Origin of the sequence: Streptomyces sp. NPDC048643 (assembly GCF_040650615.1) — a bacterium.
Classification (GTDB): Bacteria; Actinomycetota; Actinomycetes; order Streptomycetales; family Streptomycetaceae; genus Streptomyces.
The window spans coordinates 1-15,267 of the sequence record NZ_JBEZHO010000034.1 but is presented as its reverse complement, the minus strand read 5'-3'; the positions used below and the strand labels follow the sequence as shown (position 1 = coordinate 15,267).

The window sequence follows — 15,267 nt, the reverse complement described above, 5'->3', positions numbered from 1 at the left end:
AGCCGCCGGTTCGTTCGTGCAGGTAGGCGTCGAGAGCCAGCAGAGTGCCTGGCCGGTGCCGGTGCAGCCGCAGAGACTCTTCCAGCGTCACGATCAGGGCCTGCCATTGTTCGCGGTCGCTTCGGCTGCGGCGTCCGAAGGGATGACTGAGTACCGGCCGGCGATCTGCTGTCCTCGGGTGCCCTGAAACAACGTGCTGGTCTCGATGTCGAGCCCGGCGAGTACGAAGGTCGCCGCGATCCGTTCGGACAGGTATTTGAGCTGGTCGGACGCCTCCGCGCCGTATCGGGTGGTCAGGTCAAGGTTGTGGATCTCGTCAACCAGCACCAGGGCGGTGCCGAGTTGGGCGAGCAAATCGCATCGTGCAGTTCCAGGTGTGCCTGGACGAGGTGACGCATGAAGCCTTCACCTGGGATCTGTGGGCTGCTGCGGAACGCATCTTCGGCGGTTGGTGTTCGGACGACGGATTCTGCTACTTCGGCCTGTGGATGGTGGGGCTCGGCCGGGAAGCCTTCGCGCGGGCAGTGATCGATTCCGACGCCCTGGCCGACACCCCTGAGGTCCAGTGTTTGTTGGGTCGCCGTCGGGAGGTCTGGAACGACGACTGGCCTGAGTGGGAGTCGCTCGACTATGTCGCTATGGAGGCGTATGGACTGCTCACCCGCGCTGATGACGGCTGTGGCGATGCTTTCTACGAAGCAGTCGAAGCCGAGCAGGGCGCTGTAGGGGGCAGTCCAGGGCCGCTCGGCGAGCAGTGGGACGTGCGATGCGAAGACTGGGCGATGCGCAAACTGCCGAAGCTGAGCGCGATGTTTCCCCTCCGGCCGCTGGCCCGGTAGGCGCGAAAGCGCGAGGGATCAGGCCGAGGCTTCGGAGGTGTCGACAGCCAGTCGATGCCACGCGTGGCCGCAACCGCCAGAGCAGAAGCGCTCCCGTCGACGTCCGTCGGCGACGGCCAACACCGCGATCAGTAGCCGGAATGACTTGAGGCGCTCGTCGTGGGGAGTGAGACTGGCGATCTTCCCGAGTTGCTGGTCGATCCGCCCCCGTGCGATCAGAACTGCCGGTGTGTGCGTGGCGCGAAGTCCGGCGCGCCGGATACTTTCCGGGCCGTCCTCGGCGGTGGCGCGGGCCTGAATGCAGAAATGTGACAGGAGCCGCAGGGTGGTGGACTGCTCCTCAGTGGAGAGGTTCTCGAACCACTCGATGCCCTGTGGCATCGGCCGAAACTCCTGGGCGAGCTCGTTGAGAATGATGTACGGATCAGCCATTCCCACGCCCCCGTTGCGCTCGGATCGCCGTTCTCCATGGTGCCGTGATGTGGAAAGCCCCGAACCCGCCCTCGCCGTCTCGGATCTGCACGTGGTGATGTGCTGTGCGATGTGCACCTTTACCTGTACGCGGTGCTGAGCTGCACTGTTGATGGGGAGTCGAACCCCGCGTTGCTCTTCACGCGCCAGGAGTGGGCTGGAAAACCGCCGGCCCTCGGTGTGTGCACGCTTCCGAAACTGCTACCTGCTCCACATCGTCCGATCTGCTGGACTGCTCAGTCCAGCAGATCGACCTCCCAGTTCGTCCGCTGGATCCGCACATCGATCTCGCGGATCTCCCGGGCGAGTGCATCCGCCTGACCGCGCAGTTCCGCGACCGGAAGTGCGGAAAGCATCATCAGCTCGGACCGAAGCTGCCGGCCGTATCCCCGCTCGCCCGTACCCGCCGCCGCGTCCGCCGCGGCGGTGACCAGTGAGTGACGCAACCGCAGGACATCCCGGCGTGCGAGGGCATCGGTAAGCGTGCCGTCCGAACCCATCTCCACGGTGGCATTGGTCCGGTTGATCCGCCGGATCAACGTTTCCAGAGCGCTCAGCACCTCACCGGCCTCAGCCAACAACTGGGCGGCATCCTCGGCGGGCGTCTCCCCCTCCTGGTACCGCGCGCTGCTGACGACGCGCGCTCGCAGCTGTTCTGTACGGCGCGTCGCCTCCGCACGTTCTGCCAGTGCCTCAGCAAGCTTCACTGTCTCCACTTCCCCCTCCATGAGCTCGCATGAGTATACGAGTGTGAACCAGCTCATACGCACTTGGATTTTGATCCACAGGGGCCCTGACCAGCCACTGGAGCGAGAGCGGGCAGTCGCTCAGAGCGCCACGAAAGAGAATCCGACAGCACGAACGAGAAACGTGGGAGTCGGCCAGTTCAGCGAGGCAGGACAACAGGCCGGCCAGCTCGCCGGGACTCCGCCAGGTCGTTTGCCAGAACCACTGGGACTCGCCACATCCACCGAGAACGGACAGGCACGAGGGCGGCCACCGGACGCGCCCACCGTGCCGTGGCACACTTTTGCAAGCGGCTGCTTGCAAAAGTTAGCGCGGGTGCGGCATGGTGGAGCCATGGCATCGCTCAACGTCGGCAATCTTGGTGAGTATCTGCGGGAACAGCGGCGCACCGCGCAGCTGTCCCTGCGGCAGCTCGCCGACGCCGCCGGGGTGTCCAATCCGTATCTGAGCCAGATCGAGCGCGGGCTGCGCAAGCCGAGCGCGGAGGTGCTCCAGCAGGTCGCCAAGGCCCTGCGGATCTCCGCCGAGACGCTGTACGTGCGGGCCGGGATCCTCGACGCCGAACGGGACCGGGACGAGGTGGAGACGCGTGCTGTCATCCTCGCCGATCCCACGCTGAACGAGCGGCAGAAGCAGGTGCTGCTCCAGATCTACGAGTCCTTCCGCAAGGAGAACGGATTCGAGATCACGCCGGCGGACGAGACCGCTCACGTCACCGAGGTGCCCGGGACCGACGAGGACCCCGGCACCGGCGTGCCCGCGGCTCAGGACATACCGGGCGCCCAGCCTGCACAGGACACCGCCGTCCGCGGCCCCCGCACGGCCGACGGCAACGATGCCGGTCCGCAGCAGAACGCCAGTTGACCACCCGCGTGCGGACCACGAAAACCCTCAGCTGACAGCGATTCACGGGAGGACCACCGTCATGGCCATCACCGACGACATCCGCAAGGCCGCCACCGACCCGACCCCGCTCTACTTCCTGGCCGGCACCGCCGACCTGGCCGTGCAGCAGGCGAAGAAGGTCCCCGGCCTGGTGGAGCAGATCCGCACCGAGGCTCCGGCGCACATCGACACCGTGAAGAACCTCGACCCGAACGCCGTGCAGGAGAAGGCCTCCGCCCGTGCCAAGGAGGCGCAGGAGAACCTGCAGACGAAGGTGACGGAGTTCATCAACTCGCTCGACACCGACCTGAAGAAGCTCGGTGAGTCCGCCCAGGACTTCGCCCTGCGCGGGGTCGGCGTCGCCGCCGAGTACGCCGTCAAGGCCCGGGAGACGTACGAGAAGGTCGCCGAGCACGGCGAGCTGACCGTGCGCACCTGGCGCGGCGAGGCCGCTGAGGAGATCGAGGACTTCGCCATCGCGGTGGAGCCGAACGCCGAGCCGGGCGAGATCAAGACCGAGCCGAAGCCGGTGGTCGTGGCCGAGGCCGCGCCCGCCAAGAAGGCCCCGGCGAAGAAGGCCCCCGCGGCCCGCAAGCCGGTCGCCAAGAAGACCACTCCGCCCGCCAAGTAGGCGAGCGGCGTCAGTGCCCGGCCCGTCCTCGGACGGGCCGGGCACTCTCTGAGTTCCCGGCCCGTTCTCCGGGTACGGTGGCGACAAAGACGACTAGAACCGGGTGGTGGGCATTGTGCTGATGACGGCATTCGGCGGCCTCATGTGGCTGATCTTCACAGCCATGCTGGTGCTCGCCGTGGTGGCGCTGGTGATGGCCGCGGTCGCCCGCGACGACGCCTACCGCGCCGCCGAGAAGCAGAACAAGATGTTCTGGCTGATCATCCTCGGCATCACGGTCGCCGTGAACCTGCTGGTTCCCATGCTGTTCCTGCAGATCGCGGGTCTGATCGCCACGATCGTCTTCTTCGTCGACGTCCGTCCCGCCCTGCGCCAGGTCTCCGGAGGAGGCCGCGGCCGCCGCGGCGGAAGCAGCAGCGACGGTCCGTACGGGCCCTACAACGGCGGCCGCTAGAGCCCCACATGCCCCGCCGCCGGACACCGGCGGCCGGCAGCCACCGGCGGGGGTCACCCCCGCCGCCGCGCGCCGCGTTCCCGCTACGGTTTCCGGTCGAGCAGCAGGACGGCCACGTCGTCCGCCAGCTCCCCGCCGTTGAGTTCGCGCACCTCGCTCACCGCGGCCCGCAGCAGCTCCTCGCCCTCGAGGCCCTGCGCGAGCTGGCGGCGGACCATGTCCACCATGCCGTCCTGGCCCAGGCGTTCGTTGCCGACGCCGGTGTGGCCCTCGATCAGACCGTCGGTGTAGAGCATCAGGCTCCACGCGGCGCCCAGTTCCACCTGCATGCGCGGCCAGCGGGCGTTCGGCAGCAGACCGAGCGCGGGGCCGTTGTTCTCGTACGGCAGCAGCTCCGCGGGCCGGCCCGGGCGGGCGATCAGCGGCGACGGGTGACCTGCCAGGCAGAGCCCGGCGCGGCGGCCGTCCGGCGCGATGTCCACCGTGCACAGCGTCGCGAAGATCTCGTCGCTCTCCCGCTCGTGCTCCAGGACCTGCTGGAGCGTCGAGAGCAGTTCGTCACCGCACAGCCCCGCGAAGGTCAGCGCGCGCCAGGCGATGCGCAGTTCCACGCCGAGCGCCGCCTCGTCGGGCCCGTGCCCGCAGACGTCGCCGATCATGGCGTGCACCGTGCCGTCGGCCGTGCGCACGGTGTCGTAGAAGTCGCCGCCGAGCAGGGCTCGGGAACGGCCCGGGCGGTAGCGCGCGGCGAACCGCAGCGAGGAGCCCTCCAGCAGCGGGGTCGGCAGCAGGCCGCGTTCCAGCCGGGCGTTCTCCTGGGCGCGCAGCCGGGACTCGGTGAGCCGTCGCTCGGCCTTGTCGGAACGTTTCCGCTCCACCGCGTACCGGATCGCGCGGCTCAGCAGCCGGCTGTCCAGCTCGTCGCGGAAGAGGTAGTCCTGCGCGCCGACCCGGACGGCCTCCGCGCCGGTCTCGGTGTCGCCGGCCGCGGTGAGCGCGAGGACGGCGTGCCGGGGCGCGAGCTCCAGGACGTGCTTGAGGGTCGCCAGCTCGTCCGCGACGTCCGTCGCGCGGCCCGGCGCGGGCAGCGCGAGGTCGAGCAGGATGCAGTGGACGTCATGCGTGAGCAGCCGCTCGGCCTCGGTGAGGTTGCGGGCGGTGCGGATCCGGATCGGCCTGCCGGCCGCGTCGAGCATTTCGGGCACGCCGAGCGCACCCGCCGGGTCGTCCTCGATGACCAGGAGGGTCAGGTTGGTGGTGCTGTCGACCGGGGTCGTGGCGGCGCGGGGCGCCGGTGCTGTCCCGGCGAGGCCGCCGGTTGTGTCTCCGGATGGGCCGCCGGGTGAGAACACGGCTTGAGCCTGACCACTCTCCACGGCCGGGATCGCTCTCTGCCGCGGTACGGGTACGGGCATCGTCTGGGTTCCTTCCCTCCCCCCGAGGGCGTGGTGGGGCGAAGGACCTCGACCCACCGACGGGGACCATAGCGCCCGGCGGTGCCGCAACGGAATGGCGTGCGGCACGGCGTACGGCAAAGGGCCAGCGTCATATGCCGCATCCCGTACCGCATTTGGACAGGACGCGGTCCCGTCAGGGATGACGAAGGTCACGTCCCCGGGGACAGGGGACCGGGGCAACGGTGCGGTGGGTCACGTGCGGTGGGTCACTCGCGACCGGCGTGTGTGACGGGCCGTGTGCGCGGCGGCCGCGCGCGGACACCGGGTGCGGCAGATCACGTGTCCTGCGTCACCCACCCCACCCCGCGCCAAGCCTCCGCCGCGTCCCGCATCCAGTCGTCCAGTCGCCCAGCCGTCCGGCCGCGTCCCACGAGGCGCGCCCCGCCGTCCCGCTGCCCGCCGAGTCGTCGTGACACCCGGTCGTCCGGGGTCGCGGCTCCGCCGCCCTACGCGTCCGGTCGTACGACGCCCAGGATCTGCATCGAACCGGCCCCCGTGATCGTCACGTTCCGGCCGGGCCGGGGGGCGTGCACGATGGCGCCGTCGCCGATGTACATCCCGACGTGGCTGGCGTCGTCGAAGTAGATGACGAGGTCGCCGGGGCGCATGTCCTCGACCGCGACGTGCTTGAGCTGCTTCCACTGCTCCTGCGAGGTGCGCGGGATGGGGTGGCCGGCGCTGGCCCAGGCCTGCGAGGTGAGCCCCGAGCAGTCGAACGAGCCCGGTCCCTCGGCACCCCACACATACGGCTTGCCGATCTGGTCCGTCGCGTACTTCACGGCCTTCCTGCCCTCCGCGGACGCCTTGGTCTTGATGTCCGCGAGGACGCCGGAGCCGAGCCAGACCGACTGCGCCCGGTACGCGGCCTGCTCCTCCAGCTTCGCCAGCCGCTCCTTCTCCTTCTTCTCCAGCTGGGACTCCAGCTGCTCGGCGGCGGTGATCCGCTTCGTGATCCTCTTCTTGGCCTCGGCCCTGGCCTCGCGGTTGGCCTCCAGCTTCTTCCACTGCGCCGAGGCGTCCTTCTCGTACTGCTTCAGGTCCTGCTGGGTGCGCGCCATCTCGTCCAGCAGACCCTTGGTCGCGTGCTCGCCCGCCCGCACGCGGCCCGCGCCGTCGAGGAAGCCCTGCGGGTTGTCGCTCAGCCACAGCCGGGCCTCGGGCGGCAGACTGCCACCGCGGTACTGCGCGCGGGCCGCGGCGCCCGCGCGGTCCTTCAACTCGTCCAGCTTCGCCTGGCCCTTGACGATCTCCCGGGCCAGATCGACGATCTCGGCGGACTGCTTCTCGGTCTTCTCCTCCGCCGCGTTGTACGCGTCGGTGGCGACGGCCGCGTCGTGGTAGAGCTTTTCGAGCTTCAGGCGGACCGCCTCAAGCTCCTTGGTGCTCACCGGCTTTGGTGTCGCCGTCGGAGTCGGTGTGGGCGCCGGGGTCCCGGTGGTCGTCGGTTTCGGTGCCGGGCTCGCGTACGCCACTCCTGGTGTCGCCAGCACCGCGCAGGCACATGCGCAGGCCAGGAACAGGGTCGCCGTCGTCAGGCTCCGCTTGCCGGATCCCATTGCTCCGCCCCCTACCTGATTTACCGTCAGTAACTTCCGGACGCCTCGGGGATCGTGCCATGTCGGCGCGCAATGCGACAGAGCCGGGCAAGAACTCCCTTCCCACCAGCCCCGCCCGGCATGACGATCTCGTTCCCCGGCCTGTGTGACGTGCGACTCATCGAGATCGTTCCCGTCCGGTCGCGGACGGGACGGTTCCGCGGCGCGTCAGAGCCGCGGCGCCAACGCCTCCCAGCGCACCGTCACTTCGCCCTGTCGGCGGCGCGCGATCCCGTCCGCGAGCGGCCAGTCGGCCGACAGGTCGCGGACCGCGCGTATCCAGCGCTGCCGGGCGCCGTACGACGCGTACGGTGCGGCGGCGGCCCAGGCGCGGTCGAAGTCGCGCAGGAAGGCGTGCACGGGCTCGCCCGGGACATTGCGGTGGATGAGGGCCTTGGGCAGCCGCTCGGCCAGGTCGGACGGACGGTCGAGGGAGCCGAGCCGGGTGGCGAACGTGACCGTGCGCGGGCCCTCCGGGCCGAGGGCGACCCAGACGTGCCGGCGGCCGATCTCGTCACAGGTGCCCTCGACGAGCAGTCCGCCCCGCGAACCCTCTCCCGCCGGCGCGAGCCGCGCGCAGAGCCGCCGCCAGACCTCGGCGACCTGCTCCTCGTCGTACTGACGGAGCACGTTCGCCGCGCGGATCAGGGACGGGTGGCCCGGCACCGGGACCTCGAAGCCGCCGTGCCGGAAGGCGAGGCCCTCGCGCTCGTACGGCAGGGCGGCGGTGACGCGGGCCGGCTCGATCTCGACGCCGAACACCCGGGTGCGGGGGGCGGCGGTGCGCAGCCGGGCCAGCAGCTCGACCGCGGTCCACGGCGCCGCTCCGTAGCCCAGGTCGACCGCGACGGGGTCCGGGGACCTGCGCAGCTCGGCGCCGTGCGTCGCGGCGATCCAGCGGTCCATGCGCCGCAGTCGGTTGGGGTTCGTCGTCCCGCGCGTCACCGTGCCCACGACGGGGGTCGCCGCGCTCGAACGAAGCCGAGAGAGGTGGTGGGACGTTGCGCGGGTTGCCATGCGTACGAGAGTAGGCGGCTGCGACGAGGGCCGTTCCGCCCTGTGGACAACCTCCGGCCGGCCCCCACAGCCCTGTGGACAACCGTGGAGGACCGCGTGCTGGCGCTCTCACGGAATAGCCGGCGGGCAGCGGGGCAGACGCACTCTCGGATCGAACGGTTGAGCGACCGGCGGTAATGATTCGGCAAAGCGGAAATGGAGCGGAGGCCTCCGGCGTTCCCACTGCTGGAGGGCGCCCTGTGTCCTCCGACCTGCATGCCCGCAGCGAGGAGGAAACGCCACGTGAGCCAGTACGTCAGCAGGCTCGGGCGTCGCTCGGCGGCGGCGCCCTCGCGGCTCAGGCTGCACCGCAGGCCCCGACGCGTCGCGATGCTCTCCGTGCACACCTCGCCCCTGCACCAGCCCGGCACCGGCGACGCGGGCGGCATGAACGTCTACATCGTGGAGCTGGCCCAGCGGCTGGCCGCGATCAACATCGAGGTCGAGATCTTCACGCGGGCCACCACGGCCGCGCTGCCGCCCTGCGTCGAGCTGGCCCCCGGCGTCCTCGTCCGGCACGTCGACGCGGGCCCCTACGAAGGCCTCGCCAAGGAGGACCTCCCCGCCCAGCTGTGCGCCTTCACACACGGCGTCATGCAGGCGTGGGCCGGTCACCGTCCCGGCTACTACGACCTCGTGCACTCCCACTACTGGCTCTCCGGCCACGTCGGCTGGCTGGCCGCCGAACGCTGGGGCGCCCCCCTCGTCCACGCCATGCACACCATGGCCAAGGTCAAGAACGCCTCGCTCGCCGAGGGCGACACCCCCGAGCCCGCCGCCCGCGTCATCGGCGAGACCCAGATCGTGCGCGCCGCCGACCGCCTCATCGCGAACACCGCGGAGGAGGCCGACGAACTCGTGCGCCACTACGAGGCCGAGGCCGGCAACGTCGCCGTCGTGCACCCCGGCGTCAACCTCGACCGCTTCCGTCCCGCCGACGGCCGCGCCGCCGCCCGGGCCCGCCTCGGCCTGCCGCAGGACGCCCTGATCCCCCTCTTCGCGGGCCGCATACAGCCCCTGAAGGCCCCCGACGTTCTGCTGCGCGCGGTCGCCGTGCTGCTCGACGAGCGGCCCGAACTGCGGCGCAGGATCGTCGTCCCGGTGGTCGGCGGACCGAGCGGCAGCGGGCTCGCCAAGCCCGAAGGGCTCCAGAAGCTCGCCGCGCGGCTGGGCATCGCCGACGTCGTGCGGTTCCGGCCGCCCGTCGACCAGGACCAGCTCGCGGACTGGTTCCGGGCCGCGTCCGTCCTGGTGATGCCCTCCTACAGCGAGTCCTTCGGGCTCGTCGCCATCGAGGCGCAGGCGGCCGGTACTCCGGTGCTCGCCGCCGAGGTCGGCGGTCTGCCGGTGGCCGTCCGGCACGGAGAGACGGGCTTCCTGGTCCCGGGTCACCATCCCGCCGACTACGCGCGCGTACTGGGCGACTTCGCGGACGACACGACCCTCCCGGACCGGATGGGCGCCGCGGCGGCCCGGCACGCGGAGCGGTTCGGCTGGGACACCGCGGCCGCCGCGACGGCGGACGTCTACGCGGCGGCGACCCAGGAACACCGGCGGCGGGTGCGGGCCCACCACGTCTGAGGCGGCCCGCGTACGTCCTGCCCGTGACCGGGGTGCGGTCGTGCCCCCGGAGGGGGTGAGCTGCGTCCGGGGCGGTCACGTACGCTCGCTGCATGGCTGACGCAGCGTCGATCATCGAGCAGGTCCTCACCGAGGCCGAGCTGGAGTGGGAGAGTCCCGCGGCGGGCTCGTACGTGGTGAAACTGCCCGGTACCCGCAAGCTCTCCACGACGGTCTCGCTGATCGTCGGCAAGCACTCGCTGTCGCTGAACGCCTTCGTGGTCCGCCACCCCGACGAGAACCACGCGGCGGTGCACCGCTGGCTCCTGGAGCGCAACCTCAAGCTCTACGGGGTCTCCTACGCGGTCGACTCCCTGGGTGACGTCTATCTGGTCGGCAAGCTGCCGCTGGCCGCCGTCACCCCCGACGAGGTGGACCGGCTGCTCGGCTCGGTCCTCGAAGCCGCCGACGGCTCCTTCAACACCCTCCTGGAGCTCGGTTTCGCCTCCGCGATCCGCAAGGAGTACGACTGGCGGGTGTCCCGCGGCGAGTCGACCCGCAACCTGGACGCGTTCACGCATCTGACCGAGCGCCCCGCCAACTGACGCTCAGTGCCCTGTCATTGACCCGTGCGCGCCCCCTTCCGGTGCGCAGGGTCCTCGTGGCATGCTCACCGCCGACGCAGATCTGAACGTCGTTCACATCCATGAAGAGCGGTTGGGTCGGACGAGCACCATGGAAGGGCGGACGGGCATGAGTGACAGGCACCGGAACAGCGAGCGCGCGGGGATGACCAGACGGACCCTGCTCGGCAGCGCCACGGCCGTGGCGGCCGTCGCCGTGACCGGCACGGCGGCGGGGACGGCAGCGGCGGCGGGGCAGGCCGCGGCGACAGCCGGGAGTCCGCCGAACACCCCGGCACGGCACGGTGAAGTACCGGCGATCTGGCGCGAGTTCACCCGCTCCCCGTTCACCCACCCGCAGATCCCGTACGTCGGCAGGGCCGGTCTCGGCGGCGGAGCGGCACGTCTGCCCCGGCACCACGTCGTGACCGACGTCCGCGACCACGGGGCCTTCGCGGCCGACGGTACGACCGACTGCGCCCCCGCGATCAACCGTGCCATCGCCGCCGCCGGAAGGGCCGGCGGTGGCACGGTCACCATCCCGCCCGGGACCTACCGCATCGACGACCTGATCCGCATCGGTCACTCGAACGTGGTCCTCCGGGGCGCCGGCAGCGGCCGTACGACGCTGTACGCGACCAAGAACCTCACCGAGCTGATCGGCGCCTACGGATCCCGCTACGGCGGCGACAAGTCCTCCTGGTCCTGGGCGGGCGGCCTCATCTGGCTGGCACCCACCGCCCGCCTGGACTCCCTCGTCGACGCCATCAGGGCGAAGGCGTGGCCCTTCGAGGGCTGGACCGGCAACACGCGCGACGCCTGGCAGACCCTCACCACCGTCGAGCCCGCGCGCCAGGGCTCCTGGACGGTGACCGTCGCGGACGCCTCGAAGCTGCGCCCGGGCGCCCTCGTCCTCCTCCGCCTCGCCGACGACGCGGACCACACCCTCCTGGAGCACATGTCGGGCGGCGGCCCCGGCCCGGAGGCGTACTACTGGGACGACAAGACGAAACTGACGTCGTACGTCCCCTACGAGTGGCCCGTCCGCGTGGCCCGTGTGCGGGGCCGCAGGGTGACCCTCGAACGGCCCCTTCCGCTCGACGTCCGCACCGAGTGGGACCCCCGGCTGACCACCCACGTCGAGGAACTGACCGGCTCCGGCGTGGAGGGACTGACCCTGGAGGCCGTGGAGACACCGCAGTCCCCGCACCTGCTCGACAAGGGCTACAACGGCGTCGTCCTCCAGTGCGCCTACGACTGCTGGGTCGACGACGTCACCGTGCGCCACGTCGACAACGGCTTCGGCCTCGTCGCCGCCTCCGCCTGCACCCTGCGCCGCACCCGGGTGGCCGGACGCGGCTCGCACCACCCGTACTTCTGCCGCGAGGGCTCGCACGACAACCTCATCGAGGACTTCACCATCGAGGAGCGCACCGTCCCGGCGCCCGCCGGGACCCAGCTGCACGGCATCAACGTCGAGGGCCTGTCCTCGTACAACGTCTGGTCGCGCGGTGACATGCGGATGGGCACCTTCGACTCGCACCGCGGGCTGCCGTTCGCCAACGTCCGCACCGACATCACCGTGGACAACGACGGCCGGCACGGTGGCGACGCCTCCGCCGGACCGCTCTTCGGCGCCCGCTTCACCCACTGGAACATCCGGGTCACCAACGGCCGCGCCGGCCTGATGAGGATCGACGGACTCGCCCCCTACAGCGCCACCGTCGGCGTCAACGAGGTCACCGAGTTCGACCAGATCGACGTCCCCGACTTCACCGGCGACCTGCACGCCCGCCTGGAGCTGTACGGGACGACGGACGCCGTGCGCCCGCGCAACCTGTACGAGGCCCAACGCGGCTTCTAGGGGCGGCGGTCGACTCCTCGGGCGGGCGGCGGCCGGTTCACGACCGCGCGTACCGCCCCGGGGTCACCCCCACCAACCGCCGGAAATGACGGGTGAGATGGGACTGGTCGTAGAAACCGGTCGCCGCGGCCACCTCGCCCGGCGGGCGCCCGTCGAGCAGCAGCCGACGGGCGCGGTCCACCCGGCGGGACATCAGGTACTGGTGCGGGGCGATGCCGAACGCGCCGCTGAACGCCCGTACGAGATGGGCGGGATGGGCGTGCACGAGCCGCGCGGCCTCGTCCAGGGCGACCCCCTCGACGAGGCGCGCGTCGAGGAGTTCGCGCAACCGGTACGCGAGCGGCCGGTCGGGGCGCGCGAGGTCGACCGCCGTGGTGGGACGCAGCCGGCCGTGCAGCCGCTCCGCGATCAGCGTCAGCCTGCTGTCGGCCTCCAATTCGTCCCCGGGGTGCGCGAGCGCGGTGTGCAGCTGCCCGACGCGCCGCCGCAGCACCGGGTCCACCAGGTCGGGTCCGTCCACGGCGGGCCCGATGAGGTCGTCGCCGAGACGCGAGCTGTCGAGGTAGAGGACCCGCTTGCGGAAACCGTCCGCGGTGGCCGGCGCGCCGTTGTGCGGGATGTGCGGCGGCAGCAGCGACACCGTGTCGTGGGGGGTGCCGTGCTCGTGCCGGTCCAGGTCGTACCGGACGGCGCCGTCGTCGACGATCAGCAGCGTCCAGGCCTCGTGCACGTGCATCGGGTACGCGTACTCGGTGTAGTGGGCGTGGAACACCTCGACGACGCCCGGGACACCCGGGCGCCACGCGGAGATCTCCCGCTGCGGGGCCATGCAAAGAACGTACAAGACCGCGGCGGGCCCCGGTCGGCAGTCTCAGTGCATGAGCAGCGTGAGCAGCACGAACACCGTGAACACCGACACCGTGGACACCGCGAGCGTCTCCGACGACGCACCCGTCCGCTTCGACACCAAGATCGTCGTCGTCCTGCGCGACGACCTGGAGCCCTGGCAGCGGCTCAACGTGACCGCCTTCCTCGTCAGTGGCCTGGGCACGGCCGTCCCCGAGGTGGTCGGTGAGCCCTACGAGGACGCCGACGCGGTCGCCTACCTGCCGATGTTCCGCCAGCCCGTCATGGTCTTCGAGGCGTCCAAGGAGACGCTGACCGCCGCCCACGGCCGCGCGCTCTCCCGGGCACTGCCCAGGGCGGTCTTCACGTCCGACCTGTTCGCCACGGGCAACGACCGGGACAACCGCGCGGCCGTACGGGCCGTGCCGACCGGTGACCTGGACCTGGTGGGCCTCGCGGTGCACGGGCCGCGGAACGCGGTGGACAAGGTGGTGAAGGGGGCCCGGATGCATCCGTGAGGAGGCCGGGTCCGTCCCGGCCCGAGGAGGTCGCGACCCACGACCCACGACCCGCGACCCACGACCCGCTTTCCGGTCCTCAGACCGGGGTGGACTCCGTACGGAGTTCGGATGCCGGTGCCGGTACGGGGGTCGGGGCGGCCTCCAGGGCGGGGCCGCAGCCCACGGCGGCGGGGACGACCTCGACGACCACCTCGCCCGCGAGGGACGTCGAACGGGGCCGCGGCACGGACGCGCGTGCGGAGTCCCGTACGGCGGGCGCCGGCGATTCCCGCACGGGCTCCCGGACCGAGTCCTCCGTCGGGAGCCGGCGCATGAGCAGGGCGTAGCCCAGGCCGGCCACCGTGCCGACCACCGCGCACAGGCCCCAGAGGTAGGCGGCGCCGAAACGGTCGATGACGAGGCCGGACATCACGGGGGCGACGAGCGAGGCGAGCGCCCAGGAGAGGGTGTACATGCCCTGGTAGCGGCCGCGGCCGTGGACGGGGGAGAGGCGGACGACGAGCCCGGTCTGCGTCGGGGCGTTGACGATCTCGGCGAGGGTCCACACGCAGACGGTCAGGGTGTAGACGCCCACGGACCCGGCGAAGGCGGTGAGCCCGAACCCGTACCCGGCGAGGATCGACGAGACGACGAGCAGCCGCCGGGGGTCCCGGTGCTCGATGAGACGGGTCACCGGGATCTGGAGCACGACGATCATCACGCCGTTGACCGCCATCGCCGTGCCGTAGTCCGCCGGGGTGAAGCCGGCCTCGCCCATCGCGACCGGCAGCCCGACCGAGCCCTGCTGGAACACGAGCGCCACGAGGAACGACAGGCCCACGACGCTCATGAACCGTCCGTCGCGCAGCACGGTCCCGAGCCCGACGGCGGGAGCCGTCTCCTTGGCGACCTGCACCGGCTTCGACTCCGGGAGCTTGGCGAAGACGACGAACGCGCAGACCAGGGTCATGCCGGCCTCGATGAGGAAGCCCGCGAGGTAGCTGAACTCGGCGATGAAGCCGGCGCCGATCGAGGAGACGGCGAAGCCGAGGTTGACGGCCCAGTAGTTGAGGGAGAAGGCGCGGACGCGGTCCTCGGGCCGGACGATGTCGGCCATCATCGCCTGAACGGCGGGTCGGGAGGCGTTGCTGGCCATGCCGACCAGGAAGGCGACCGCGGCGATGGCCACCGGGTCCTGCATGAAGCCGAGCAGCGCGACCGAGCCGGCCGTCGACACCTGCGCGACGAGCAGCGTGGGGCGGCGCCCGAACCGGTCGGTCATGACGCCGGCGACGAGCGAGGAGACGACCCCGCCGAGGCCGTGCAGCGACGCGACGAGACCGGCGTACGAGGCGGAGTAGCCCCGGTCGAGGGTCAGGTACAGGGCCATGAACGTGGCGACGAAGGCACCGAGCCGGTTGATGAGCGTGCTGGTCCACAGCCACCAGAACTCGCGGGGGAGACCGGAGACGGTCTCCCGGACGGCACGTCTGACGACGGCGACAGGCATGGAAAATCCCCCACGGACGTAAGCGGCTCTGGCGGTGAGCACAACTTACGAGGGGGCGGCCCCGGAGAGCCACTCGATTAACAGATGCCGTCAACTGACGGGCGCCGGGGAGGGCGGGGGACGGCGAAGCGGGGTGCCCGGCAGTCGCAGGGAGGAGAGCGCGAGATGCGCGCCGGGCAGGGAGACGGCGCGCAGGACGGGGTTGACCTCGCCGCCGACGCCGCCGGCG

General features: G+C 71.2%; 16 protein-coding genes. 8 read left to right on the top strand and 8 right to left on the bottom strand.

Features of this window, described 5'->3' with window-relative positions; all coding sequences use genetic code 11:
- Positions 1–93: 93 nt before the first annotated feature.
- Positions 94–354 (bottom strand): hypothetical protein, encoded by a 261-nt coding sequence (locus AB0C62_RS28085; protein WP_362977754.1) that lies wholly within the window; start codon positions 352–354, stop codon positions 94–96.
- An 8-nt stretch (positions 355–362) separates the two neighbouring features.
- On the opposite strand from AB0C62_RS28085, the gene AB0C62_RS28080 reads away from it, so the two are divergent.
- Positions 363–839, top strand: a complete 477-nt coding sequence (locus AB0C62_RS28080; RefSeq protein ID WP_362977752.1) for a DUF4240 domain-containing protein — start codon at positions 363–365, stop codon at positions 837–839.
- An 18-nt stretch (positions 840–857) separates the two neighbouring features.
- On the opposite strand, the gene AB0C62_RS28075 is transcribed toward AB0C62_RS28080, so the two are convergent.
- Together AB0C62_RS28075 and AB0C62_RS28070 are read right to left on the bottom strand one after the other, a co-directional pair.
- The gene (locus tag AB0C62_RS28075; protein WP_362977750.1) at positions 858–1,271 is read right to left on the bottom strand and encodes a DUF5958 family protein; all 414 of its coding nucleotides are present in this window, start codon (positions 1,269–1,271) and stop codon (positions 858–860) included.
- Between the two features lie 275 nt (positions 1,272–1,546).
- A complete protein-coding gene (locus tag AB0C62_RS28070; RefSeq protein ID WP_362977886.1) occupies positions 1,547–2,017 on the bottom strand; it encodes a DIP1984 family protein in 471 nt (156 codons plus the stop codon).
- A gap of 373 nt (positions 2,018–2,390) precedes the next feature.
- On the opposite strand from AB0C62_RS28070, the gene AB0C62_RS28065 reads away from it, so the two are divergent.
- From AB0C62_RS28065 to AB0C62_RS28055, 3 genes are all read left to right on the top strand, one after another.
- The gene (locus AB0C62_RS28065) at positions 2,391–2,921 is read left to right on the top strand and encodes a helix-turn-helix transcriptional regulator (protein ID WP_362977748.1); all 531 of its coding nucleotides are present in this window, start codon (positions 2,391–2,393) and stop codon (positions 2,919–2,921) included.
- A 61-nt stretch (positions 2,922–2,982) separates the two neighbouring features.
- Positions 2,983–3,573 carry a hypothetical protein gene (locus AB0C62_RS28060; RefSeq protein ID WP_362977746.1) on the top strand — a complete coding sequence of 197 codons (591 nt, stop codon included), beginning with the start codon at positions 2,983–2,985 and terminating at the stop codon, positions 3,571–3,573.
- Between the two features lie 115 nt (positions 3,574–3,688).
- Positions 3,689–4,027 (top strand): DUF2516 family protein, encoded by a 339-nt coding sequence (locus AB0C62_RS28055; RefSeq protein WP_355879192.1) that lies wholly within the window; start codon positions 3,689–3,691, stop codon positions 4,025–4,027.
- Positions 4,028–4,110: 83 nt separating this feature from the next.
- Here the strand turns inward: AB0C62_RS28055 and AB0C62_RS28050 are convergent, their stop codons facing one another.
- From AB0C62_RS28050 to AB0C62_RS28040, 3 genes are all read right to left on the bottom strand, one after another.
- Positions 4,111–5,442 carry a fused response regulator/phosphatase gene (locus AB0C62_RS28050; RefSeq protein WP_362977744.1) on the bottom strand — a complete coding sequence of 444 codons (1,332 nt, stop codon included), beginning with the start codon at positions 5,440–5,442 and terminating at the stop codon, positions 4,111–4,113.
- 488 nt (positions 5,443–5,930) lie between these two features.
- Positions 5,931–7,040 (bottom strand): NlpC/P60 family protein, encoded by a 1,110-nt coding sequence (locus AB0C62_RS28045; RefSeq protein ID WP_362977742.1) that lies wholly within the window; start codon positions 7,038–7,040, stop codon positions 5,931–5,933.
- Between the two features lie 207 nt (positions 7,041–7,247).
- A complete protein-coding gene (locus AB0C62_RS28040; protein WP_362977884.1) occupies positions 7,248–8,033 on the bottom strand; it encodes a class I SAM-dependent methyltransferase in 786 nt (261 codons plus the stop codon).
- Between the two features lie 345 nt (positions 8,034–8,378).
- On the opposite strand from AB0C62_RS28040, the gene mshA reads away from it, so the two are divergent.
- The 3 genes from mshA (at position 8,379) to AB0C62_RS28025 (ending at position 12,182) form a co-directional block, all read left to right on the top strand.
- A complete protein-coding gene (mshA, locus tag AB0C62_RS28035) occupies positions 8,379–9,716 on the top strand; it encodes a D-inositol-3-phosphate glycosyltransferase (protein ID WP_362977740.1) in 1,338 nt (445 codons plus the stop codon).
- A 92-nt stretch (positions 9,717–9,808) separates the two neighbouring features.
- A complete protein-coding gene (locus AB0C62_RS28030) occupies positions 9,809–10,300 on the top strand; it encodes a YbjN domain-containing protein (protein ID WP_362977738.1) in 492 nt (163 codons plus the stop codon).
- Between the two features lie 148 nt (positions 10,301–10,448).
- A complete protein-coding gene (locus AB0C62_RS28025) occupies positions 10,449–12,182 on the top strand; it encodes a glycosyl hydrolase family 28-related protein (RefSeq protein WP_362977736.1) in 1,734 nt (577 codons plus the stop codon).
- Between the two features lie 37 nt (positions 12,183–12,219).
- Here the strand turns inward: AB0C62_RS28025 and AB0C62_RS28020 are convergent, their stop codons facing one another.
- Positions 12,220–13,011 carry an AraC family transcriptional regulator gene (locus tag AB0C62_RS28020; RefSeq protein ID WP_362977734.1) on the bottom strand — a complete coding sequence of 264 codons (792 nt, stop codon included), beginning with the start codon at positions 13,009–13,011 and terminating at the stop codon, positions 12,220–12,222.
- A 49-nt stretch (positions 13,012–13,060) separates the two neighbouring features.
- Here AB0C62_RS28020 and AB0C62_RS28015 point away from each other — a divergent pair, with 49 nt between their 5' ends.
- Positions 13,061–13,546 (top strand): DUF2000 domain-containing protein, encoded by a 486-nt coding sequence (locus AB0C62_RS28015; RefSeq protein ID WP_362977732.1) that lies wholly within the window; start codon positions 13,061–13,063, stop codon positions 13,544–13,546.
- A 79-nt stretch (positions 13,547–13,625) separates the two neighbouring features.
- Here the strand turns inward: AB0C62_RS28015 and AB0C62_RS28010 are convergent, their stop codons facing one another.
- Entirely contained in the window at positions 13,626–15,038 is a 1,413-nt protein-coding gene (locus AB0C62_RS28010) for an MFS transporter (RefSeq protein WP_362977730.1), read from the bottom strand.
- Positions 15,039–15,267 lie beyond the last annotated feature (229 nt).

What these genes read in the sequence shown, in the direction of transcription:
- AB0C62_RS28045 (WP_362977742.1), bottom strand. Translation starts at nt 7,040, where the DNA reads ATGGGATCCGGCAAGCGGAGCCTGACGACGGCGACCCTGTTCCTGGCC.
- AB0C62_RS28015 (WP_362977732.1), top strand. Translation starts at nt 13,061, where the DNA reads ATGAGCAGCGTGAGCAGCACGAACACCGTGAACACCGACACCGTGGAC.
- AB0C62_RS28065 (WP_362977748.1), top strand. Translation starts at nt 2,391, where the DNA reads ATGGCATCGCTCAACGTCGGCAATCTTGGTGAGTATCTGCGGGAACAG.
- AB0C62_RS28075 (WP_362977750.1), bottom strand. Translation starts at nt 1,271, where the DNA reads ATGGCTGATCCGTACATCATTCTCAACGAGCTCGCCCAGGAGTTTCGG.
- AB0C62_RS28030 (WP_362977738.1), top strand. Translation starts at nt 9,809, where the DNA reads ATGGCTGACGCAGCGTCGATCATCGAGCAGGTCCTCACCGAGGCCGAG.
- AB0C62_RS28025 (WP_362977736.1), top strand. Translation starts at nt 10,449, where the DNA reads ATGAGTGACAGGCACCGGAACAGCGAGCGCGCGGGGATGACCAGACGG.
- AB0C62_RS28060 (WP_362977746.1), top strand. Translation starts at nt 2,983, where the DNA reads ATGGCCATCACCGACGACATCCGCAAGGCCGCCACCGACCCGACCCCG.
- AB0C62_RS28050 (WP_362977744.1), bottom strand. Translation starts at nt 5,442, where the DNA reads ATGCCCGTACCCGTACCGCGGCAGAGAGCGATCCCGGCCGTGGAGAGT.
- AB0C62_RS28020 (WP_362977734.1), bottom strand. Translation starts at nt 13,011, where the DNA reads ATGGCCCCGCAGCGGGAGATCTCCGCGTGGCGCCCGGGTGTCCCGGGC.
- AB0C62_RS28010 (WP_362977730.1), bottom strand. Translation starts at nt 15,038, where the DNA reads ATGCCTGTCGCCGTCGTCAGACGTGCCGTCCGGGAGACCGTCTCCGGT.